This window comes from Streptomyces sp. NPDC001492 (assembly GCF_053597275.1).
Genome location: NZ_JBSFHW010000046.1, coordinates 1 through 20,791, shown reverse-complemented (window position 1 = coordinate 20,791; position 20,791 = coordinate 1). Strand labels below are relative to the sequence as shown.

Annotated in this window: 22 protein-coding genes; 11 read left to right on the top strand and 11 right to left on the bottom strand. The window is 71.1% G+C overall.

The features are described 5' to 3' along the window. Positions 1 to 5: 5 nt before the first annotated feature. Positions 6 to 2,291 (top strand): helix-turn-helix domain-containing protein, encoded by a 2,286-nt coding sequence (locus ACWC1K_RS40190; RefSeq protein WP_450838034.1) that lies wholly within the window; start codon positions 6 to 8, stop codon positions 2,289 to 2,291. A 70-nt stretch (positions 2,292 to 2,361) separates the two neighbouring features. Here the strand turns inward: ACWC1K_RS40190 and ACWC1K_RS40185 are convergent, their stop codons facing one another. From ACWC1K_RS40185 to ACWC1K_RS40175, 3 genes are read right to left on the bottom strand one after another with little or no spacing between them, the layout of a single operon-like run. Further along, positions 2,362 to 2,820 (bottom strand): hypothetical protein, encoded by a 459-nt coding sequence (locus tag ACWC1K_RS40185; protein ID WP_450838032.1) that lies wholly within the window; start codon positions 2,818 to 2,820, stop codon positions 2,362 to 2,364. 55 nt (positions 2,821 to 2,875) lie between these two features. Further along, the gene (locus ACWC1K_RS40180) at positions 2,876 to 3,424 is read right to left on the bottom strand and encodes an N-acetyltransferase family protein (RefSeq protein ID WP_450838031.1); all 549 of its coding nucleotides are present in this window, start codon (positions 3,422 to 3,424) and stop codon (positions 2,876 to 2,878) included. A 13-nt stretch (positions 3,425 to 3,437) separates the two neighbouring features. Further along, positions 3,438 to 3,830, bottom strand: coding sequence for an ATP-binding protein (locus ACWC1K_RS40175; protein WP_450838029.1), 393 nt, complete (start codon positions 3,828 to 3,830; stop codon positions 3,438 to 3,440). A gap of 98 nt (positions 3,831 to 3,928) precedes the next feature. Here ACWC1K_RS40175 and ACWC1K_RS40170 point away from each other — a divergent pair, with 98 nt between their 5' ends. The 3 genes from ACWC1K_RS40170 to ACWC1K_RS40160 all read left to right on the top strand — a co-directional run bounded on the left by ACWC1K_RS40170 (position 3,929) and on the right by ACWC1K_RS40160 (position 5,684). After that, entirely contained in the window at positions 3,929 to 4,756 is an 828-nt protein-coding gene (locus ACWC1K_RS40170; protein WP_450838027.1) for a helix-turn-helix domain-containing protein, read from the top strand. After that, on the top strand, positions 4,737 to 5,000 hold the full coding sequence (locus tag ACWC1K_RS40165; protein WP_450838026.1) for a DUF397 domain-containing protein: 264 nt from the start codon (positions 4,737 to 4,739) through the stop codon (positions 4,998 to 5,000). The genes ACWC1K_RS40170 and ACWC1K_RS40165 overlap by 20 nt, the downstream gene beginning before the upstream one ends. A gap of 138 nt (positions 5,001 to 5,138) precedes the next feature. After that, on the top strand, positions 5,139 to 5,684 hold the full coding sequence (locus ACWC1K_RS40160; RefSeq protein WP_450838024.1) for a hypothetical protein: 546 nt from the start codon (positions 5,139 to 5,141) through the stop codon (positions 5,682 to 5,684). On the opposite strand, the gene ACWC1K_RS40155 is transcribed toward ACWC1K_RS40160, so the two are convergent. Both ACWC1K_RS40155 and ACWC1K_RS40150 read right to left on the bottom strand, forming a co-directional pair. Continuing rightward, entirely contained in the window at positions 5,671 to 5,910 is a 240-nt protein-coding gene (locus ACWC1K_RS40155) for a hypothetical protein (RefSeq protein WP_450838023.1), read from the bottom strand. The two genes, ACWC1K_RS40160 and ACWC1K_RS40155, sit on opposite strands and share 14 nt — an antisense overlap. 46 nt (positions 5,911 to 5,956) lie before the next feature. Next, on the bottom strand, positions 5,957 to 7,126 hold the full coding sequence (locus tag ACWC1K_RS40150; protein ID WP_115908430.1) for a steroid 3-ketoacyl-CoA thiolase: 1,170 nt from the start codon (positions 7,124 to 7,126) through the stop codon (positions 5,957 to 5,959). A gap of 248 nt (positions 7,127 to 7,374) precedes the next feature. Here ACWC1K_RS40150 and ACWC1K_RS40145 point away from each other — a divergent pair, with 248 nt between their 5' ends. Further along, positions 7,375 to 8,610 (top strand): cytochrome P450, encoded by a 1,236-nt coding sequence (locus ACWC1K_RS40145; protein ID WP_450838021.1) that lies wholly within the window; start codon positions 7,375 to 7,377, stop codon positions 8,608 to 8,610. A gap of 55 nt (positions 8,611 to 8,665) precedes the next feature. Here the strand turns inward: ACWC1K_RS40145 and ACWC1K_RS40140 are convergent, their stop codons facing one another. Then, positions 8,666 to 10,717 (bottom strand): bifunctional glycosyltransferase 87/phosphatase PAP2 family protein, encoded by a 2,052-nt coding sequence (locus ACWC1K_RS40140; RefSeq protein ID WP_450838020.1) that lies wholly within the window; start codon positions 10,715 to 10,717, stop codon positions 8,666 to 8,668. A 177-nt stretch (positions 10,718 to 10,894) separates the two neighbouring features. Here ACWC1K_RS40140 and ACWC1K_RS40135 point away from each other — a divergent pair, with 177 nt between their 5' ends. Further along, positions 10,895 to 12,028, top strand: coding sequence for a DUF2330 domain-containing protein (locus tag ACWC1K_RS40135; RefSeq protein ID WP_450838019.1), 1,134 nt, complete (start codon positions 10,895 to 10,897; stop codon positions 12,026 to 12,028). Positions 12,029 to 12,129: 101 nt separating this feature from the next. After that, entirely contained in the window at positions 12,130 to 12,801 is a 672-nt protein-coding gene (locus ACWC1K_RS40130; RefSeq protein WP_450838018.1) for an O-methyltransferase, read from the top strand. Between the two features lie 10 nt (positions 12,802 to 12,811). Here ACWC1K_RS40130 and ACWC1K_RS40125 read toward each other — a convergent pair whose 3' ends face one another. Both ACWC1K_RS40125 and ACWC1K_RS40120 read right to left on the bottom strand, forming a co-directional pair. Further along, the gene (locus tag ACWC1K_RS40125; protein WP_450838017.1) at positions 12,812 to 13,627 is read right to left on the bottom strand and encodes a hypothetical protein; all 816 of its coding nucleotides are present in this window, start codon (positions 13,625 to 13,627) and stop codon (positions 12,812 to 12,814) included. A 108-nt stretch (positions 13,628 to 13,735) separates the two neighbouring features. Beyond that, positions 13,736 to 14,128 carry an FHA domain-containing protein gene (locus ACWC1K_RS40120; RefSeq protein ID WP_099928490.1) on the bottom strand — a complete coding sequence of 131 codons (393 nt, stop codon included), beginning with the start codon at positions 14,126 to 14,128 and terminating at the stop codon, positions 13,736 to 13,738. A gap of 81 nt (positions 14,129 to 14,209) precedes the next feature. On the opposite strand from ACWC1K_RS40120, the gene ACWC1K_RS40115 reads away from it, so the two are divergent. Beyond that, complete coding sequence (locus ACWC1K_RS40115; RefSeq protein ID WP_450838015.1) at positions 14,210 to 14,671, top strand: DnaJ family domain-containing protein; 462 nt, start codon at positions 14,210 to 14,212, stop codon at positions 14,669 to 14,671. Here the strand turns inward: ACWC1K_RS40115 and ACWC1K_RS40110 are convergent. Beyond that, positions 14,660 to 15,100: a hypothetical protein gene (locus ACWC1K_RS40110; protein ID WP_450838014.1), complete on the bottom strand. Its 441-nt coding sequence runs from the start codon at positions 15,098 to 15,100 to the stop codon at positions 14,660 to 14,662. The genes ACWC1K_RS40115 and ACWC1K_RS40110 overlap by 12 nt on opposite strands. Before the next feature lie 5 nt (positions 15,101 to 15,105). Then, entirely contained in the window at positions 15,106 to 15,777 is a 672-nt protein-coding gene (locus ACWC1K_RS40105) for a hypothetical protein (RefSeq protein ID WP_450838012.1), read from the bottom strand. A gap of 660 nt (positions 15,778 to 16,437) precedes the next feature. On the opposite strand from ACWC1K_RS40105, the gene ACWC1K_RS40100 reads away from it, so the two are divergent. Then, entirely contained in the window at positions 16,438 to 17,070 is a 633-nt protein-coding gene (locus tag ACWC1K_RS40100; protein WP_450838011.1) for a dihydrofolate reductase family protein, read from the top strand. Positions 17,071 to 17,074: 4 nt separating this feature from the next. Next, entirely contained in the window at positions 17,075 to 17,566 is a 492-nt protein-coding gene (locus ACWC1K_RS40095) for a GNAT family N-acetyltransferase (protein ID WP_450838009.1), read from the top strand. Here the strand turns inward: ACWC1K_RS40095 and ACWC1K_RS40090 are convergent. After that, a complete protein-coding gene (locus tag ACWC1K_RS40090; RefSeq protein ID WP_450838008.1) occupies positions 17,559 to 19,640 on the bottom strand; it encodes an MDR family MFS transporter in 2,082 nt (693 codons plus the stop codon). The genes ACWC1K_RS40095 and ACWC1K_RS40090 overlap by 8 nt on opposite strands. 168 nt (positions 19,641 to 19,808) lie before the next feature. On the opposite strand from ACWC1K_RS40090, the gene ACWC1K_RS40085 reads away from it, so the two are divergent. Continuing rightward, positions 19,809 to 20,705, top strand: a complete 897-nt coding sequence (locus ACWC1K_RS40085) for a peptidoglycan-binding domain-containing protein (RefSeq protein ID WP_450838007.1) — start codon at positions 19,809 to 19,811, stop codon at positions 20,703 to 20,705. Positions 20,706 to 20,791: the final 86 nt, after the last annotated feature.

Sequence of the window (20,791 nt, the reverse complement as noted above, 5' to 3'; positions counted from 1 at the left end):
TCGTGATGACAAGTCATGCTTCCGACACACTCCGAGGCGGCACGCCCTTCGGGGTGATGCTGCGATCCCTGCGCCGGGCCGCCCGGATGACCCTGGAAGAGCTGTCCGGGGCCTCCGGGGTCAGCGTCCGCGCGCTCGGCGACATGGAGCGCGGACGCAGCCGCGGACCGCAGCGCCGCACCGTCGACGCGCTCGCCGCCGCGCTCGCGCTGGAGGGCGAGCAGCGTGAGCGCCTCCAGCGGCTGGCCGACGCGGGCCGGGAACGCGGCGGCCCGAGCCCGTCGCCGTATCTGCTGCGGACCGTCGCGGACTTCACCGGCCGGGAGCAGGAGCTGGCGGACCTGGAGGCGCTCGTCACCGGTACCGGCACCCGGGCCGCGGTGCTGTTCGGGCCGGGCGGGCAGGGCAAGACGACGCTCGCCGCGGAGGCCGCGCGGCGGCTGGCCGGGCACTTCCCGGACGGCTGTGTCAGTGTGCGGCTGCACGGCATGAGCGAGGCGCCGCTGCCCGCCGCCGAGGCCCTGGTCCTGCTGCTGACGGCCCTCGGTCATCCCCCCGAGCGGATCCCGGTGGACCCGGTCGCCCGGGAAGCCGTCTACCGGGCCACCCTGGCCGCCCGGCGGGCGCTGATCGTCCTCGACGACGCGGCCGACGAGGAGCGCACCAGGCCGCTGCTGCCGGACGCCGAGGGCAGTTTCGTGCTGGTCACCAGCAGACGGCCGCTGGCCGGTCTCGAAGGCGTACGGCGGATCAGGCTCGGCGGGCTCAGCGGCCATGAGTCGGCGGTGCTGCTGGAGCGGATCCTCGGGTCCGCGCGCACCGGGGGCCAGTCCGAGGCGATCGCGCGGCTGACCGGGCTGTGCGGGCATCTGCCGCTGGCCCTGCGGATCGTCGGCAACCGCCTCTCCAGCCGCCCGGGCTGGCCCCCGTCCCGCCTTGCCGACCAACTCGGCGACGAGGAACGGCGGTTGAACGGCCTGATCGCCGGCGACCTGGCGGTGCGCAGCGCCCTCGCCCTCTCCTACGGCCAGCTCACCGGCCCCCACCGGCTGCTGCTACGCCGGCTCGCGCTGCTGCCCGGCCGCGACACCGGCCCCGAGCTGGCCGCCCTCCTGACCGGCGACGACGGTTCGCTCGCGGTCGAGGACTCCCTCGATGTGCTGGTCGACCGCGGCCTGCTGGAGGAACCGACGCCCGGCCGTTACGACCTGCACGACCTGGTGCGGCTCTTCGCCCGCGAGCAACTGCACGCCGAGGAGAAGGAGTCGACGGTCGGGGAGGTCCGGCTCCGCATGGCCGACTGGCTGCTGCGCTCGGCCTCCGCGGCGGGCCGCTGGTTCGAGGCGCCCGGCGCGCCGGAGCCGTGGCCGGGCGGGCCCGACCCCTTCACGCCCGCCTCCGCCGAGGAGGCGGAGAGGTGGCTGAGAGCCGAACGTGCCCACTGGGTGGGGGCGTTGCCCCTGATGTTCGCGGCGGACCGGCACGCGGAGATCCTGCACACGGCCCGCACCCTGTACTGGTTCTCCGACCGCTGGGAGAAGTCGCCCGAGTGGCGGACCCTGTTCACGTACGGCGTCCGGTCCGCGGCCGCCCTCGGCGACCGCGCGGCCGAGGCGCACCAGCTGAACTGCCTGGCCTGGGCGCACTGGGTGGGCGCCCACGAGTACGCGCGCTCCGAGGAACTCGCCCGGCAGGCACTGCGTCTGGCGGAGGAGACCGGCGAGAGGGCGCTCCAGGCCTGGGCGTGGGTGTACATCAACAGTGCCTGCATGAACCTGGGCCGCCCCGCGGAGGCGGCCGAGTCGGCGGGAAAGGCAGTGGAGCTCTTCGAGGCCATCAGCGACACCACCGGCGCGGCGATCTCGCGGCGGATGCTCGGCAGCGCACTGCGCGAGGCCGGCCGCCCCGAGGAGGCACTGGCCATCCACCGCGCACTGCTCGGCGGCTCCGCCGGCGACGTACCGGGCCTCAACGCCCTCTCCCAGGCCCTCATCCAGACCGAGACGGCCTACGACCTGTCGGCCCTGCACCGCTGGCCCGAAGCGGTGCAGGCCTTCCGGGCCATCACTCCTCCGCCCACTTACAAGGACAGCGACCGCTTCCGTGCCAGGGTCCACTCCGGTCTCGCCACGGCCCTGGAACAGGTCGGCGAACTCCCCGAGGCCCACCAGCACTACCTCCGCGCGCACCGCCTGTTCACCGAGATAGGCGACAGAAACTCGGCCGCCGGAACGACCGTCTCGATCGACCGGACCCGCCCGCTCGGGGAAGCCGGACAGACCGGGCGGTAGGCCGCTCCGCACGAACTCACCGGGCTCACCGGGCTCACCGGGCTCACCGGGCTCACCGGGCTCACCGGGCTCACCGGCGGATCCTCCGGTACGACAGGGGGAAGTCCTGCTGCCAGCCGTCCGAGTCGTCCCGCAGGATCTCCCAGACACCGCGGATGGTGTTCCCGTCCTCGCCGACCCGCGCGGTGTACCGCTGCCGGAAGTCCAGGGGCGAGAAATCGGGGGTGTCCCGCAGCAGCTGCCAGATCCCCTCGGCGAAGGTCATCGCGTACAGCCGTACGACGCCCCGTGAGTCGTAGTAGTGCTGCGTGTAGCCGCCCGTCTCGGGGTCGACGGCGATGATCGCCATGCTGTCGGGGGCGGGGTTCGGCGCCTCCATCCGCTGGACCAGGAACTGTCCGTCCAGGGTCCACTCGAACACACTGCGCCCCGGAGGCACCTGGAGGCCGGGGAACTCGGCCTCCACCACCCACTCCCCGACCAGGACGTCCAGCCGTTCCAAGGCTTCCTGCTGTGCCGCTGCGCGCATCGCGAGCACCTCCCTCTCGTCAGTGCAGACGGCAGCGGCAGGCAAAACTCATCGCTCAGCGAGCCGGCCGCAACCGCGCCGTGCACAGCCCGGTCTCCTCGGGCCGTCGCAGCCGGTTGCCCACGGTCGTGCCGGGCACCTCCCGCGGTGGGCCGATCTCGAAGCCGAGGCTTCGCAGGAAGCCCAGCCCCGGCTCCCAGCCCGACGGACAGGTGGCGGTCACGTCCCGCATCCCGCGCCCGGCGGCCTCCGCGATGAGTCGACGAGCGGCACCCGTACCGATTCCCTCACCCCGGACCTCCGGGGCGAGGAGGAACATCCCCACCGAGCAGGTGTCGGCATCGGGATACCGGTCCACGACATCGACCATCCCGACGACCCCCTCTCCCCAGCACATCACCAGCAGCCGCTTCTGATCGGGATCCGCGCCCTCGGGAAGCGCGTAGTACAGGCTCTGCACGTCCGCGGGGAGCGCCGGGCCGCCGGTCGCGGCGGCGAAGTAGTCCTCGCAGGACGCGAACAGGGCGGCGACCCCCGGCTCGTCCTCCGGCGTCATCTCACGCACCGTCACGGGGCTGCCGCCCGCGACCTCGATCTCGTCCACGGTTCTCACCGCCTCACATCGCACACTCGAACCACACCGTCTTACCACCCCCGACCGCCGGACCCGCGCCCCATTTGTCGACCACCGCGTCGAGCAGCACAAGCCCGCGCCCGCCCTCCGCGTCCGGCGACAACTCGGCTGGAACGCACGGCAGTTGAGGACAGTCGTCCGCCACCTCCACCCTGACCCCGGCCGCCGACCGCAACACCAGCAGCACACAGCGCCGGTCCGGAACATGCCGTACGACATTGGCGACCAGCTCGGTCACGCCCAGCTCCACGGCGTCGGCCAGATCCGCCAGCCCCCACTCGTCGAGCAGCGAGCGGACGATACGGCGGATGTGGCGGGCCGAGTGGGCGCCGACGGTGAGGCTCATGCGGTAGGTGGGGGGAATGAATTGATTCACAGGACGAGCTTGACCTTGCGCGACTACTCTGGGCTACGGGACGAGCACAACAAGTCCCGTAGTGGGCGGAGTTGTTGCACAGGCAGGGGGCCGAACACGTGACCCAGATCAACACCCTCGACCCGGGCGCCTCGCCGCTCGATTACTACGGCTACGAGTTGCGTCGGTATCGCGATGCGGCGGGGCTGACGCAGCGGCAGCTCGGGGACATCGTCAACTACACCGGCTCGATGATCGGCCAGATCGAGACGGCCAGGAAACTGCCGACACAGGACTTCAGCGAGCGGGCGGACGCGGCGCTGGGGACGGGCGGGGCGTTGTCACGGCTCGTCGAGCTGGTGATGCGGAGTCAACTGCCGGGCTGGTTCAGGCAGGTGGTCGAGCTTGAGGCGCGCGCGACAGAGATCTGCACCTTCCAGATGGGCATGATCCACGGTCTCCTGCAGACCCATGCGTACGCACGGGCCACCCTCGGCACGCTCGACCGGACCAACCTCGACGACCGCACTGCCGTACGGCTGGCACGCCAGCGCATCTTCGAGAAGAACGAGCCGCCGGTCTTCTGGATGGTCATCAGCGAGGCGGCGCTCTACCAGGAGATCGGCGGCCCGGAGACCATGCGCGACCAACTGGACCAACTGTTGAGCTTCGAGGACAACCCTCGGATCAACGTCCAGGTGCTGCCGTTCTCTGCGGGCGCTCACGCGGGACTTACAGGCTCATTCAACCTCTACCGCTTCGCGAGCGATCCGACCATCGTCTACACCGAGGGGTACGGCAGCGGGCATCCGACCGCGAATCCGGACACCGTCAAGGACTGTTCACTCCGTTACGATCATCTCCGGGCCGCCGCTCTATCCCTCAAGGACTCGGCGGAATTGATCCGGCGCGTGATGGAGGACCGCTATGGAGAGCAACTGGCGTAAGTCCAGCTACAGCAGCGACCAGGGCGGCGATTGCGTCGAATGCGCACCGATCGGCGCCCTGGCCTGGCGCAAGTCCACGTACAGCGGCGACCAGGGCGGCCAGTGCCTCGAAGTCGCCGAAGCCCCCTGCGCCACCATCGCCGTCCGCGACTCCAAGAACCCCGCCGGACCGATCCTCACCCTCACCCCCACCACGTTCTCCGCCTTCGTCAACTGGACGGCATCCACCACTCCCCGCGTTTGACAGCACCCCCAACCCGATCAAAAGTGCATTCCATGCCATAACGGACATGGACGGGAGTCAGGAATGCACTTGCACATCGGTCGTCGAGGTCGCGCCGCCATCATTCCCGCGCTGGCAGCGGGTCTGACCCTGCCTCTGATGCTGGCGACGCCCGCCGCGGCGGCCTCCACCGGCACGGTCTCCCGCTCCGGTGGGACGGTCACGTTCGTGCCGCTCCCGGGTGCGGCCAACCGGGTGACCTTCTACGTCGCGGGCGACCTCACCCATCTGCGGGTCTCCGACCCTTCCGGCATCACCGCGGGAACGGGCTGCACCCAGACCAGTGCGACCACCGCGACCTGCGGAACGATCACCGCCGTCACCGGCATCCACGCCGACGGCGGCGACGGGAACGACCGGCTCTCGGCCGAGCATCTCAACATCCCAGCCGTCTTCGACGGAGGCCCCGGCCAGGACGTGCTGGTCGGCGGTACCGCCGACGACCGGCTGACGGACCCCGACGGCTGGCCCTCCCGCCCGCTCCAGGCCACCTTCCGCGGCGGCGCCGGCAACGACACGATCACGAGCCGCAACGGCGGCTACGACCGGGTCGAATGCGAGGGCGGCACCGCCGACACCGTCACCGCGGACAGCGTGATCCTGGACCGGGTCACGAACACCTGCGAGACGATCAACCGCGGCTGACGGCACCCCCCGCCTTCGCCGCCTTGTGGGCTCTCCACTCCTTGCGGAAGAAGTAGGCGCGCAGGACCGCGATCGCCAGGAACAGCAGCCCGAAACCGCCCCGGCCCCAGCCCCCTACCTGCACGAAGTAGTAGAGGGCCAGGCCGGCGAAGGACAGGCTGACGGCGATGACGATGGGTTCGCGGAGGTAGAAGGGCAGGACGCGGAGGATTACGTTGATCAGCATGGGGTAAGTTGACCAGTCCGCGTCAATGCGCGCTACCGACTTACCCCTACAGGCGCTGAATGATCGTGCCCGTGGCCAGCCCGCCCCCCGCACACATGGTGATCAGCGCGAACTCCTTGTCCGCCCGCTCCAGTTCATGGAGCGCGGTAGTGATCAACCGCGCACCCGTCGCCCCCACGGGATGTCCGAGAGCGATGGCGCCGCCGTTGACGTTGACCTTCTCCAGGTCCTGCTCGAAGACCTGCGCCCAGCTCAACACCACCGACGCGAAAGCCTCGTTGATCTCGACGACGTCGATGTCCTTCAGGGACATGCCCGCCTTGCCCAGCACGGCCCGCGTCGCGTCGATCGGTCCGTCGAGGTGGAAGTGCGGGTCGGCGCCCACCAGCGCCTGGGCCACGATCCGCGCCCGCGGCTTCAGCTTCAGCGCGCGGGCCATCCGCTTCGACGCCCACATGATCGCCGCCGCGCCGTCGCTGATCTGCGAGGAGTTGCCCGCCGTGTGGATGGCCGTCGGCATGACCGGCTTCAGGCCCGCGAGCGCCTCCATGGTCGTGTCGCGCAGCCCCTCGTCGCGGTCGACGAGCCGCCACATGCCCTGGCCGGCGCGCTGCTCCTGCTCGGTGGTCGGGACCTGGACCGCGAACGTCTCCCGCTTGAAGCGCTCCTCTGCCCAGGCCGCGGCGGCCCGCTCCTGCGAGATCAGGCCCAGTGAGTCGACGTTCTCGCGCGTCAGACCGCGATGGCGCGCGATCCGTTCCGCCGCCTCGAACTGGTTCGGCAGGTCGACGTTCCACTCGTCGGGGAACGGCTTTCCGGGGCCGTGCTTCGACCCCGACCCCAGCGGCACCCGCGACATCGCCTCGACACCGCACGAGATACCGACGTCGATCACGCCCGCCGCGACCATGTTGGCCACCATGTGCGAGGCCTGCTGCGAGGAGCCGCACTGGCAGTCGACCGTCGTCGCCGCCGTCTCGTAGGGCAGGCCCATGGTCAGCCAGGCGGTGCGCGCGGGGTTCATGGACTGCTCGCCGGCGTGCGTCACCGTGCCACCGACGATCTGTTCGACCGCGTCGGCCGGCATCCCGGTGCGGCCGAGGAGTTCGCGGTAGGTCTCGCCCAGGAGGTAGGCGGGGTGGAGGTTGGCGAGCGCGCCGCCGCGCTTGCCGATGGGAGTGCGTACGGCTTCTACGATCACGGGTTCCGCGGCCATGGTGGGGGATCCTCTCCTCCGGTACCCGCGCGGCGCGGGGGCGTCCCGGCCGGCCCCGCCACGCTGAACTAGTACGTGTTCTAGTTCTGCCAGCAGTCTGCTGACAGCGCGTCCACAACCGCAAGAGTCGTGCATGCAATACGGCTCCAATTCGGCTTGCCGCACCTCTTGCCTCTTGTAGAACCCGTTACTACCTTCACGGCAAACCTGAACCTGATGGTCCGTCAGAATCCGAGCCGGAGTCGCCCATGTCCTGTCCTGCTCTCCCCGACGGGTTCGACTTCACCGACCCCGACCTGCTGCACCACCGTGTGCCCCTGCCGGAGTTCGCCGAGCTGCGGCGGGCCGAACCGGTGCGCTGGATCCCGCAGTCGGGCAACATCGCCGGCTTCCAGGACGAGGGGTACTGGGCCGTCACCCGGCACGCGGACGTCAAGTACGTCTCCACCCACCCCGAGCTGTTCTCCTCGTACCTCAACACGGCGATCATCCGCTTCAACGAGCACATCGAGCGCGACGCCATCGACGCCCAGCGGCTGATCCTGCTCAACATGGACCCGCCGGAGCACACACGGGTCCGCCAGATCGTGCAGCGCGTCTTCACCCCGCGTGCCATCCGGGCGCTGGAGGACCGCCTGCGCGAGCGGGCCCACAGCATCGCGCAGAGCGCCCGCGCGCAGAGTGGCCCCTTCGACTTCGTCACCGAGGTCGCCTGCGAACTCCCCCTCCAGGCGATCGCCGAGCTCATCGGCATCCCGCAGGACGACCGGGCCAAGATCTTCGACTGGTCCAACAAGATGATCTCGTACGACGACCCGGAGTACGCGATCACCGAGGAGGTCGGCGCCGAGTCGGCCACCGAGCTGATCGCCTACGCCATGAACATGGCCGCGGACCGCAAGCAGTGCCCGGCGAAGGACATCGTGACGACGCTGGTGGCGGCCGAGGACGAGGGCAATCTCAACTCCGACGAGTTCGGCTTCTTCGTGCTGATGCTGGCCGTCGCGGGCAACGAGACGACCCGTAACGCCATCACCCACGGGATGCATGCGTTCCTGACCCACCCCGAGCAGTGGGAGCTGTACAAGCGGGAGCGGCCCCAGACCGCGGCCGAGGAGATCGTGCGGTGGGCGACCCCGGTCAACTCCTTCCAGCGGACGGCCACCCAGGACACCGAACTGGGCGGGAAGCTGATCAGGAAGGGCGATCGGGTCGGGATCTTCTACGCCTCCGCCAACCACGACCCGGAGGTCTTCACCGACCCCGACGCCTTCGACATCCTGCGCGACCCCAACCCCCATCTCGGGTTCGGCGGCGGGGGCCCGCACTACTGCCTGGGCAAGTCCCTGGCCGTCCTGGAGATCGACCTGATCTTCAACGCGATCGCCGACGCCCTGCCGGGGCTCACCCTGGCCGGCGACCCGTCCCGGCTGCGCTCGGCGTGGATCAACGGCGTGAAGCACCTCCAGGTCCAGGTCCACTGACGGTCTCCGGCCGGCCATGGTCTCGGGCCGGCGGCCTCCCGGCGCCGCCGGCCCGTCAATGCCCCGAGGGCGCCGGGCCGGCGTGCGCGGTCTCCGCGTCCGAGGTGGATTCGTCCTTGACGGCGGTGGCGGCCGCGGTGGCCGCCCGCGGGCCCGACGCCAGGTACTGCAGCCCGAAGCCCGCCCCGACCACGGTGGCCCCGCCGACCGCGTCCAGGAACCAGTGGTTGCCGGTCGCGATGATCGAGGACAGCGTGAACAGCGGGTGCAGCAGACCGAAGGGCTTCAGCCACCACCTGGGCGCGAGGGTCACGATCACGATGCCGCACCACAGCGCCCAGGCGAAGTGCAGGGACGGCATGGCCGCGTACTGGTTGGTGAACTCGGTCAGCGTGCCGTAGTTCGGCTTGGAGAAGTCCTGGACGCCGTGCACCGTGTCGATGAAGCCGAGCCCCGGCATCAGGCGCGGCGGCGCCAGCGGGTACAGCCAGAAGCCCATCAGGCCGAACCCGGTGGCGAGGCCCAGTGCCGAGCGCGCCCAGCGGTAGTCCACGGGGCGCCGCACATAGAGCACGGCGAGGATGGTCAGCGGAACGCCGAAGTGGAACGACAGGTAGTAGTAGTCGAGGAAACCGCGCAGCCAGTCGACCTTCACCACGGTGTGGTTGACCCAGTGCTCGAAGTCGACGGACAGGAACTGCTCGATCCGGTGGATCTGGTGGCCGTGGTGTTCCGCGGTGGCCCGGTCGGCGGTCACCCCGAGCCGGATCTGCTGGTAGGCGGCGTAGGTGACCCGCATCAGCAGGACTTCCAGCAGTAGGTTCGGGCGGGTCAGGACGCGGCGCAGGAACGGGACGACGGGCACGTGCCGGAAGCGGGACGGTACCGGGGCGGCGTACTCGGCCGGGACCGGGGACTGGTAGTACGGCGAGGTGCGGGACAGGAACGGCACGACGGTGGCCGCGGCGAGAGCGGCGACCAGCACCACGGTGTCCCGCAGCGTGTTCAGCCGCTCCATGTGCGGCAGCAGCATCTTCGCCGGCAGCGTCATCACCAGGATGACGGCGACCGGCCACACATAGCGGTCGCAGGCCCGCCTGCCGACCCGTCCGACCACCGCGAGCAGCACCCACAGCAACTGGTGCTGCCAGGCGGTCGGCGACACCGCGTTCGCCGCGCAGCCCGTGACGGCGACCGCGAGGAGCAGCTGCCCGTCGCGGGCGTAGCGCACGGCGCGGCGCACCCCGAGCACGGCGACCGCCGTGCCCAGCGCGAGGAAGAGGACGATCTCCGCGGGGCCCGAGCAGCCGAGCCGGAGCAGCGCACCGTGCAGGGACTGGTTGGCGAGGTCGTCCGCCCTGCCGCCGAGGCCGGCGCCCGCGATGTGGTGCACCCAGTAGGTGGCGGAGTCGTGCGGCATCGCGGCCCACGCGAGCAGCGTGCAGGCGGCGAACGTGATCCCGGTGGAGGCCGCGGCGCGGCGGCGGCCGGTGAACCACAGCAGCGGGGCGAAGAGCAGCACGGTCGGCTGGAGGGCGGCCGCGAGCCCGACCAGCAGGCCGCTGGTGCGCTCGCCGCGGACGACGAAGCAGCCGACCAGTACCAGCAGGACCGGCATGATGCTGGTCTGCCCGAGCCACAGCGTGCTGCGCACCGGCAGCGACAGCATCAGCAGGCTGATCGCGAGCGGTGCGGCGAACAGGGAGGTCCGGCGGCTCACCGGCTGCGGCAGCGCACGGGCCGCGATCAGGCCGAGCGCGACCACCAGCAGCAGCGTGCCGAAGGTCCAGCCCCAGCCGAGGGCCTGTTCGGCCGCCCGGGTGAGCGGCTTGAGGACCAGTCCGCCGAACGGTGTGCCGGTGAACCGCGTCGAGTCGTACAGCGAACCCTTCACATGCAGGACGCCGTGCGGACCCACCCAGGTCTCCAGATCCGTCAGCCGTTCACCCTGGGGCGTACTGAGGACGGCGGCCACCTGGCGCACGGCGAGCACGGCGGCGACCAGCCACAGGCCGAGGCGGATCACATGCAGGCGTCTGGGAGCTCCTCCGACGGCTGTCGCGCCGAGGGCTTCCGCCGGTCGCCCGCTGTGCTCCACGTTCGCCACGCCTGGTCGACCTCCCGCCCATTCGCCCCTTTTCGAGATCTATGACTTACATCGTCCCTATTTATCGCCTATTTATCGGGATGACCATAGTGCGCCCGACAAGCGATCGCCTCCGGAACCGCCGCGGCCCCCGTACCGTGTGAACCTCTGTCCACGGCAGCACGGAGGCTTCGGGGAATGGCCTGTTTCCTGCGGAAATGCACACGCGCGCGGTTATTCGCGGTCCTGGTGGCCCTGCTGGCGACACAGCTGGGGTCACTGATCGCACCGGCGTACGCGTGCGGCTGCGGCGCGATGATCCCCGACGGGCAGCGGCGGGTGAGCGTGGGCCGTGAGGAGTCCGTCGTGCGCTGGGACGGCAGCCGGGAACAGATCGTGATGTCCCTGACGGTCGGCGGGGACGCCGACCGGGCCGCCTGGATCATGCCGGTACCGCACCGGGCGACGGTCGGGCTCGGCGATCCGGCGCTGTTCACCCAGCTCGCCGCCACCACCGCGCCCGTCCACCGCGAACGCCACCACTTCTGGCCGCAGGACGGCGACTGGCCGCTGGCGACCGGCGACGGCAGCAGCGCGGCCGGGCCGCCCGGGGCCGGTGCCGCCGCGCCCGGCGTGGGCGTGGTCGGCCGCCAGAAGCTCGGCCCGTTCGACGTGGCCCGCCTGACCGCCACCGACCCGGCCGCCCTGGACGACTGGCTCGACGCCAACGGTTTCGCCATGCCGCCCCGGCTGCGGGACGCCCTGCGGCCGTATGTGAGCCACCGCTGGGAGTACGTCGCCGTGCGCCTCTCCCCCGACACCGCGAACACCCCGCTGAACGGCAGGCTCGACCCGCTGCACCTCGCCTTCGCGTCCGCGCAGCCCGTCTACCCGATGCGGCTGTCCCGCCTCGCCCGCACCCCGCAGTCCCTGGGCCTGTACGTCCTCGCCGCGCACCGCATGGAGCCCCGCTCCGCGATAGGCGGCGAGCGGCCCCGCGTCACCTACGCCGGACGGGTCACCGCGACATCGGGTCCGCTGGCCGAGCTGGCCGCGGGCACACCGTTCCTGACCGCGATCGGCCAGGAGTTCCCGTACCCGCCGTCGATCTCCGGCGACCACGTGCTGCGCCGGGCGTCCGCGGACACCCCGTTCCAGCAGGTGATCTACGAGGACCGGCTGCGCACGGTGGCCGGGATCCCGGCGTGGCTGCTGACGGTGGCCGGCTCCTTCGCCCTCGCCGTCACGGCCGTGACCGTGTTCGCCCTACGGCGTTCCCGGCGCCCGGTGCCGCCTCCGCCGCCGGTGCACGCGCCTCCACCGATCAGCTGAACCCGGCCGTCATGATCTCCCTGACGGGGCATCGGCCCGTCGCTATATTCATTAGGGCAGCTAGTTAGAAGCGCTAAGCAGTCACACGGAAGGCACAGCGAATGAGCGAGTCGCAGCTCTGGGGCGACGTGGACGAGTACTTCACCACCCACCTCTCACGGAACGACGACGCTCTTGAAGCGGCCCTCCGCGACAGTGACGCCGCCGAGCTCCCGCAGATCTCGGTCACCCCACTCCAGGGCAAGTTCCTGCAGCTCCTCGCCCAGATCCAGGGCGCCCGCAACATCCTGGAGATCGGCACCCTCGGCGGCTACAGCACCATCTGGCTGGCCCGCGCGCTGCCCGAGGACGGCCGGCTGATCTCGCTCGAGTACAACCCCAAGCACGCCGAGGTCGCCGCCCGCAACATCGCGCGGGCGGGCCTCGAGCGGATCGTCGAGGTGCGGATCGGCCCCGCCCTGGAGTCGCTGCCCAAGCTGGCCGACGAGAACCCGCCCCCCTTCGACCTGGTCTTCATCGACGCCGACAAGGTCAACAACCCGAACTACGTGGAGTGGGCCCTCAGGCTCACCAGCGCGGGCAGCCTGATCGTCGTGGACAACGTGGTGCGCGGCGGCCGGGTCACCGAGGCGGACAGCAAGGCGCCCGACGTACTGGGCAGCCGCGCCGCCGTCGAACTGATCGGCTCGCACCCGCGGTTGAGCGGCACGGCGATCCAGACGGTGGGCAGCAAGGGCCACGACGGCTTCGCGCTGGCGCGCGTGCTGGCGTAGCCCCGGCCGCTCAGCTCTTCGGGCTGACGTCGAAGGCGGGGTAGGACGGCGTGGACAGCCCGAAACCGGACGACGGGTCGGAGGGTGCAGGGGACGCCGTGGGGACGCCGTTGTCGTCGCAGAGCCGGGGCCCGGACGGCGCGAACACGTGGTAGTCGACCACGCGCTTGGTGGGGAAGGTGACGGTGTCGCCCAACAGCGTGTCACCCGTGTCGATCTTGGTCGGCAGTTCGCGGTTCTTGAGCGGCGCGCCGACGTAGATCGCCTCCAGGAAGCCGTCGCAGGGGCTCGCCTTGGCCGAGGCGAAGCCCTTCGGCGGCTTCACGTCGTGGACCTTGCGGCCGTCGATCCGCAGTTCGCTGCGCTTGAGGGGCTGCAGGACGTAGTCGTAGTTCACCTCCCTCGAAAGGGGGTCGGCGGCCGAAGTGGCGGAGGACGGGCGGTAGTTGACACGCCAGTACTGGACCTGCACGGTCACCCGGTCGCACAGGGGCCCGTCGAAGCCGGGCCTGGACTGGGGGAAACGGACCTCTCCCGGGCCCAGGGCGGGCGTGCCGATCTGTCCGAAGTCGACCCAGTCCACCGCCTTCGCCGTACTCCACTTCGCGTTCGGGTGGCAGCCGTGCGCGTTCGTGGGGTAGACGTCCGACGGCTTGACCACGGGGGTGGGCGAGGCGGTCGACGGGGTGGCGGCCGGGGCCGCCGCGGTCGTCGTCGCGGAGGGGCTGGAAGCGGCGTCGTCACCGCCCCCGCCGGAACAACCGGCGGCCGCCAGCACCGCCGCGACGATCACGGCCACCCGGACCCGTCTGTGCGCAGTGGTCATGCCGCTTTCCCCCGTCCGCCCGATGGATCACCATGCTCCCAGGTGAACTTGCCCGTCGGCCATGACGGAAAACTCACGTTCGACGGGTTCGGGGCGAGCGGCGGATCCTCAGAACTCGTGATAGAAGCCGACGTTGACGCTGCGCGGGGCGGTGCGGTCCTGGACGACGATCTCGCCGCTGCCGCCCCTGGGCAGCGCCACGGTCCCGCCGTAGGCGAGCGGCTGCGCGTACTCGCCGACGATCAGCCGGACCTCGGAGGACGGGTCGGCCTGTGAACCGCGCAGCCAGGTCAGCTGCCAGGTCCCCTCGGGGCCGCACAGGAACTCCAGGTGGACCCGGGAGATGAACAGCCAGTCGTCGGGCGTCGCCAGACGGCACACGGAGGTGTCCCGGCCCACCCGCAGCACGGCGCCGGGCTCACTGGGTGCGTCGGCCATGAGCATGCCGGCCGTGGCCCCCTCTTCCGCCCCGGAGACGGTGGCCATGGTCAGTTCGAGCACGCGCTGCTCCTCTTGAAGTGTCCTAACACGGCGGCCGCATGATAAATCGCCCGGGCATGCCGCGTCCGGCACAATGGACTCATGACCGAGCGAAAGCCACCGGGTGTGCCGTTCGAGTCCTGGGTCGACAAACAGATCCGCGATGCCGAAAGACGCGGCGATTTCGCCCAACTGCCCGGCGCGGGCAAGCCGTTGCCCGCCGGTACCGACACCTCGTACGACGAACTGTGGTGGATCAAGCAGAAAATGGCCCGCGAGGGCCTGTCCGTGCTGCCGCCCACGCTCGCCCTGCGCAAGGAGGCCGAGGACGCGCTGGTGGCGGCGTACGCGGCGCCCTCGGAGCGGATCGCGCGGAAGATCGTCACGGATGTCAACGTCAAGATCCGCGACATGATGTTCAAGCCGCCGCCCGGCCCCCCGCTCGGGATGAAGCCGTACGACGTCGAGGAGGTCGTACGGGAGTGGCGGGAGCGCCGGGCGACGGCCAGGGACGCCGAGAGGGGCACGGGTACCGCGGGTCCTTCGAACGGGTCACCCGTGTAGGAGTCGTTCCGCCAGGTTGCGGTAGTCCCGCAGGGCCAGCCGGAGCTGTTCGGTGTCCTCGCCGTCCTGCCAGGACATGCGCAGGGTGCGGCGGCGCCGGGTCAGGGCCTCGGTGAACCGCCCGGCGATCTCCTCGACCACGTGGTCGGCCTCCTCGACGGAGTCCCGGGGCCCGTCCACGAACCCGGAGACCGCCTGGCGAAGGCGGAGATCCAGCTTGTCGCACTCGTCCTGCGGGAGGAGGCGGCCGCTGGTGGGCGCTGCGGTGGCGGAGGTGCCGGTGGGCCGGACGGGAGTGGTGCCCTCGTGGGCCTCCCCCCGGCCTGCCTCCTCCGTCACCTCGTGCGGGGTGGGCGTCACCGTGGTGCGGTTGGTCCTGTCGTCGGCCTCGGTGCCTTTGGCTGCGGGGCCGGTCGTCGCGTCCGTCATGTCGCTCAACTCCCCTTGGCGTGACGTCGGTTGAGGGCCCAGGGCAGATGGCCGCGACTCTCGTGCCGGTGGGCCTTGGTGCGGGCGGCGGCGGACGCCGGAGCCTTCTCGGTGCGGCGGGGCGGGGCGGTCAGGTCCTCGAAGAGGGCCCGGGCCTCCACCATGGCCTCGCGCATCTCCTCCGTGTCGGCCCGGTCGCCGTCCTGTCCGCCCACGCCGGCGCGTGCGACACGGTGGACGTGCCGGTAGCCGTGGACGTGGTCGGCGTGGTGGACGGAGAGGGCGGCGAGCTGTTCCTCGTAGTGGCTGCCGTCGGGGAAGCCGCGCAGGGCGGCGAGTTCCGCGAGCAGCCGGTCCGCCTCGGCGACCGCTTCCCGCGGCGCGTCGACGAAGCGCTCCTGCGCGGCCGTCCAGCGGGCGGTGAACTCCTCCAGCCTGCCCGGCTCCAGCGGCTGCTCGCGCAGCGATCCGTGCCGCTGCACGCGCTCCGTGAGCTCACGCTCGGCGGCCTTGGCGTCCCCGTCGTGCCGGGCCAGCGTCCGGTCGTACTCGGGCCCGAAGCGCCGCTTCAGGTCCCGGCCGCCGTATCCGCCCCGGGCGCGCAGAGTGAGAGCGACCGCGACAACGACCACGGCCGCAACGATCACGATGAGAGCAATGATCATGCCTGTGGACATGGGTGCCTTCCGGTGTGTCGGCCCCTTGGGCCGGTTCCACGTCCGGGTTGCCCGGAAGCCACCCCTCAAACGGCGAACGGGCGCTCCCGGCCCCGCCTCGAAGACGACCACCGAAGCCGCTCACCGCCACCGCGGACTGCATGGCAGTGGCAAGGGCACCAGGACACGGGCTCTGCGCCGCCCCCGTCCACGTGGCCGGCCCAGCCGAAGCTGCGCGCTGCTGCGCGAGCCGGTCAGGACGCCGAGGGGCGCCCGGCCCGGGGGCGCCAAGCGGAACCCGGCCGCGACCTGCGAAGCCGCGAAGGTCGACCGGCTGCACCACTTGGCGGGACGCCACCCCCGGCCGCCCGGTGGCGACCCAACCGGCAGCCGCGCGGGGCCCAGGGCCCGTCGGGTGGAGCGACTCGGCGTCGCGGGCCGCGGCACGCAGAACCCGTAGGCCCCTTCAGGCGGCCGCAAAGCTGGGCGCCGACGACGGCGTTCCCGGGCGGCGGGCCCCGCCCCGTCGGCGCCGTGCGGACTGCCTCCCCCAGGGCGTACAGCCGGTCGCTGCGGTTCATGGCCCCGCAGCTCCGCATTCATGCGAGCGATGTGTCGATTCCGCGGGGCGCCGATCGACGCAGGGGTACAGAGGTCCGCACGCGCACTGAGGAGGTTGTCATGGGTGAGGTCATCGCACGGCTGGCCATGTCGTTGGACGGGTACATCGCGGGGCCAAAGTCGGGGCGTGAGCACCCGCTCGGGATCGGTGGGGAGCGGCTGCACTCGTGGGTGTACGGGCTGCGGACGTTCCGGCAGATGCAGGGGATGCCGGGCGGGGAGACCGGACCGGACGACGACCTGATCGCCGAGCACGTCGCCCGGCCCGGCGCGGTCGTGATGGGCCACGGCATGTACATCACCGGGGAGATCCCGTGGGGCGAGGAGCCCCCCTTCCACGCGCCCGTGTACGTCGTCACCCACCACGCCCGCGAGCCACTGGTGAAGAAGGGCGGCACCACCTTCCACTTCGTCACCGAGGGCCCGCAGCGGGCGCTGGAGCTGGCCAGGGAGGCGGCCGGTGCCAAGGACGTGTCGCTGGCGGGCGGCGCGGACCTGGTGCAGCAGTTCATCCGGGCGGGATGGCTGGACGAACTCCTCCTGCACATCGTGCCGGTCCTCGCCTGCGGCGGCCGCCGGCTCTTCGACGACCTCGGCGACCAGCACATCGAGTGGCAGAAGACCCAGGTCCTGGACTCGCGGGGGGTCACCCATATTCGGTTGCGTGTCCCGCCCACCGTCTCCGCACAATGAGCGGATGACCTGGACGATCACCCCGGAACCCGTCGACTCCCCCGCGGCCGCCGCCCTTTGGCGGGCGTACTACACGGAGGTCAGCGACCGCTACTACCTCCTGCACGAGAGGCGGCGGACCGATCCTGCCGAGCTGGAGCGGGAGATCGCGGCCACCACCGGTGCCGAACTCGCCCCGCCGACCGGACGGTTGCTGATCGCACGGTACGGCGGTGAGCCCGCCGGGTCGGCGGGTGTACGGCTGCTGGACGCCACGACCGCCGAGCTCACCCGGGTGTTCGTGTACGAGGGGATGCGCGGCAAGGGCGGGGCCGCGCTCCTCGTGGGCGCCGCCGAGGAGGCCGCCCGAGACCTCGGCGCCGGCCAGTTGATCCTCGACACCCGAAGCGACCTCGTGGAGGCCCGCTCCCTGTACGCACGGCTCGGCTACACGGAGACCGGACCGCACAACGACGACATGTACGCCGAGCACTGGTTCCGCAAGGCCCTCAACTGACCTTCGCCGCCGACTCCTTGTGCGGCTGCTCCCGGTCCGAGCCGCACATCTCGTCGGTCAGTTCCTTGACCAGCCGGTTCAGGTCGGTCGGCCGGTCCGGGCCCCACCAGTCGCCGAGCAGCTCCGCGAGGGACTCCTCACGGGCCTGCGCGAGCCGTTCGGCGACCTCGAAGCCCTGATCGGTGAGGATCAGGTCGAGGCCCTCCCGGACGGCAAGGCGCCGCTCCTCGACCTGGCGGGCCGCATCCATGACGACCTGGAGCGGCACCGTGCTCCGCTCGGCGAGCACGGCCGGTTCTTCCCAGCCCTGCCGCTTGATCCGCAGCAGCAGCCAGCTCGCCGCGGGCAGCAGGTCGTAGCCCGCCCGTTCGGTGATCCTCTGGTAGACCTCGCGCCGGCCCTCCCGCGTGCCCAGCAGGGACAGCGCGCGGCACACCTCGTCGTACGAGGACCGCTCGACGGGATTGCTGGCCAGGGTCTCCGTGACATCGGGCGCGGTGACGGAGCCGCGCAGCTTGTCCTCCTTGAGGAACCAGGCCAGGACGAAGCCGAGGAGGGCGACGGGGGCGGCGTACAGGAAGACGTCGGTGATGGCCGCCGCGTACGCGTGCAGGGCGGGCCCGCGCAGGGCGGGCGGCAGTGAACCGATGCCGCGCGGGTCGGACTTGAGGGCGTCCGCGGAGAGACCCGCGGGCAGCCGGGTGCCGCGGAAGGCGTCCGTCAGCTTGTCGCCGAGGCGGCTCGCGAAGACCGTGCCGAAGATCGCCACGCCGAAGGAGGCCCCGATCGAGCGGAAGAAGGTCGCGCCCGAGGTGGCGACGCCGAGATCCTCGTACGAGACGGCGTTCTGCACGATGAGGACCAGCACCTGCATGACCAGCCCGAGCCCGAGGCCGAAGACGAAGAAGTCGACGCTCATCACGGCCGTGGAGCTGTTCTCGTCGAGCTGGTGCAGGAGCAGCAGGCCGAGGGTGGTGACGCCCGTGCCCGCGATCGGGAACACCTTCCAGCGGCCGGTGCGGCTGACGATCTGGCCGGAGGCCGTGGACGACAGCAGCAGGCCGAACACCATCGGCAGCATGTGCACCCCGGACATGGTCGGCGTCACGCCCTGGACGACCTGGAGGAAGGTCGGCAGATAGGTCATCGCGCCGAACATGGCGAAGCCGACGACGAAGCTGATGACCGCGGCGAGGGCGAAGGTGCGGATGCGGAACAGCTTGAGCGGCAGGACGGGTTCGGCGGCCCTCCGCTCCACGGCGACGAACGCGACGGCCAGTCCGACGCCCAGCAGGATCAGCCCGACGATCTGTGTCGAGCCCCAGCCCCAGGTGGTGCCGCCGAGCGAGGCCACCAGGATCAGACAGGTGGCGACCGCGGCGATGAGGAAGGTGCCGAGGTAGTCGATGACGTGCTGCGCGGTCCGGCGCGGGATGCGCAGCGCGGTCGCGATCACGGCGAGCGCGACCACGCCGACGGGCAGGTTGACGTAGAAGACCCAGCGCCAGCTGAGGTGTTCGGTGAACAGCCCGCCGAGCAGCGGCCCCAGCACGCTCGTCGCGCCGAAGACGGCCCCGAACAGGCCCTGGTAGCGGCCGCGTTCACGCGGCGCGACGACATCCCCGACGATCGCCATCGACAGCACCATCAACCCGCCGCCGCCCAGGCCCTGCACCGCCCGGAACGCGATCAACTGGGGCATGTTCTGCGCCATTCCGCAGAGCGCGGAGCCGATGAGGAAAATCACGATCGCGGTCTGGAACAGCCGCTTGCGCCCGTACTGGTCACCCAGCTTGCCCCACAGCGGGGTCGCGGCGGTCGAGGCCAGCAGATACGCGGTGACCACCCAGGACAGATGGTCGAGGCCACCGAGGTCGCTGACGATGGTGGGCAGCGCGGTCGACACGATGGTCTGGTCGAGGGCGGCGAGCAGCATCCCGAGGAGCAGGGCGCCGATCGACACGAGTACGTTCCCGGACACGTGTTCCTCGGTGGCGCCGCCCCGCTGCGGGGGCTTCGCGGATGCCTGTGCGTCTCGCACATCCCCCGTCATACCGTGCGCATCCCCGGCCATGAAGACCTCCTGCCGCTCTCGTTACACGTCCATGGTGATCGGTGTGACCGGTTATGGCCTGTTGAGTCCTGTTGGAACCCGATATTCCGGGGGCTACGGCCGCAGCGTGAAGATGATCTGGATAACCTCTGAAGTTCGCGAGGGGAGCGTGAAGGGAGGGACGAACGCGTGACAGACCCGAAAGGTCACCAGTGCCCGGAGTGCGGAGCGCCCAGAGCGGCCGACAACACCCCGTCCTGCGGCTGCACTCAACGGGCGTCCGACGCCCTGCGCGACGCGCGTACGGCCGAGCAGGCCGCGGCGGAGGACTTCGACCCGCTGCGGATACGGCCGTATGTCGAGCTGGAGGGCCCGGGCAGCGAGCCCGGCGCGCCTCCTGCCGCGCCTGCGGTCGAGGCGACGATGCCGTTACGGCCGGTGGGCGCCGAGGTGGCGAGCGCCGAAGATCTGCACCTGTTCGAGGGCGCGGGCACCGAGGGCGTCGAGGACCCGTACGGCCAGGACGACGCGGCGCACAGGGGGCGCCGCAGACGCCGCACGGTGCTGCTCGGTGTCGGCGGGGCGGTCGTCGCGGTGATGACGGCGGCCGGAATGGCGAGCGGGCTGTTCTCCTACGAGCCGCCTACGCGGGACACGGCGCTGCCCGACGACGTACGGGCGAGCGTCCCGGACGTGTCGCCGAGCCCGGAGCCGGCGTCGCCGTCGCACAGCGCCACGCCCGTACGGCCCGCGCCGCCGGCGCCGGTGGTCAGCGCGAGCCCGTCGCTGTCACCGTCCCCGTCGGCGACGAGCGCCTCGCCGAGCCCGTCCCGCTCGCCCCGGCCGACCCCGACCGCGCCGACGGCCACCGCAAGCGGCAGCATCGGACCGACCGACAGCCGCCAGAAGGCACCCCCTGTGCTGCGCCTCGGCTCCGAGGGCCCCGAGGTCACCGAACTCGAACTGCGTCTGACTCAGCTCGGCCTCTACACGAGGGAGCCGACCGGCCACTACAACGAGGGCGTCGAGGACGCGGTCAGCCGATACCAGTGGGCACGGGGGATCACGGGGGACGAGGCTGGATGATCAGGGGCGTCTTGCGGTCGTAGGAGTTGTCGAAGACCTTCGCCGTGTTCCAGATCTGGCCGAGGTAGTGGGCCTGCACATAGTCG

Coding starts and splice junctions, on each gene's coding strand:
- ACWC1K_RS40105 (WP_450838012.1), bottom strand. CDS start 15,777: ATGTCCACAGGCATGATCATTGCTCTCATCGTGATCGTTGCGGCCGTG.
- ACWC1K_RS40110 (WP_450838014.1), bottom strand. CDS start 15,100: ATGACGGACGCGACGACCGGCCCCGCAGCCAAAGGCACCGAGGCCGAC.
- ACWC1K_RS40185 (WP_450838032.1), bottom strand. CDS start 2,820: ATGCGCGCAGCGGCACAGCAGGAAGCCTTGGAACGGCTGGACGTCCTG.
- ACWC1K_RS40095 (WP_450838009.1), top strand. CDS start 17,075: ATGACCTGGACGATCACCCCGGAACCCGTCGACTCCCCCGCGGCCGCC.
- ACWC1K_RS40155 (WP_450838023.1), bottom strand. CDS start 5,910: ATGCTGATCAACGTAATCCTCCGCGTCCTGCCCTTCTACCTCCGCGAA.
- ACWC1K_RS40090 (WP_450838008.1), bottom strand. CDS start 19,640: ATGGCCGGGGATGCGCACGGTATGACGGGGGATGTGCGAGACGCACAG.
- ACWC1K_RS40135 (WP_450838019.1), top strand. CDS start 10,895: ATGGCCTGTTTCCTGCGGAAATGCACACGCGCGCGGTTATTCGCGGTC.
- ACWC1K_RS40165 (WP_450838026.1), top strand. CDS start 4,737: ATGGAGAGCAACTGGCGTAAGTCCAGCTACAGCAGCGACCAGGGCGGC.
- ACWC1K_RS40160 (WP_450838024.1), top strand. CDS start 5,139: ATGCTGGCGACGCCCGCCGCGGCGGCCTCCACCGGCACGGTCTCCCGC.
- ACWC1K_RS40150 (WP_115908430.1), bottom strand. CDS start 7,126: ATGGCCGCGGAACCCGTGATCGTAGAAGCCGTACGCACTCCCATCGGC.
- ACWC1K_RS40145 (WP_450838021.1), top strand. CDS start 7,375: ATGTCCTGTCCTGCTCTCCCCGACGGGTTCGACTTCACCGACCCCGAC.
- ACWC1K_RS40125 (WP_450838017.1), bottom strand. CDS start 13,627: ATGACCACTGCGCACAGACGGGTCCGGGTGGCCGTGATCGTCGCGGCG.
- ACWC1K_RS40115 (WP_450838015.1), top strand. CDS start 14,210: ATGACCGAGCGAAAGCCACCGGGTGTGCCGTTCGAGTCCTGGGTCGAC.
- ACWC1K_RS40190 (WP_450838034.1), top strand. CDS start 6: ATGACAAGTCATGCTTCCGACACACTCCGAGGCGGCACGCCCTTCGGG.
- ACWC1K_RS40100 (WP_450838011.1), top strand. CDS start 16,438: ATGGGTGAGGTCATCGCACGGCTGGCCATGTCGTTGGACGGGTACATC.
- ACWC1K_RS40130 (WP_450838018.1), top strand. CDS start 12,130: ATGAGCGAGTCGCAGCTCTGGGGCGACGTGGACGAGTACTTCACCACC.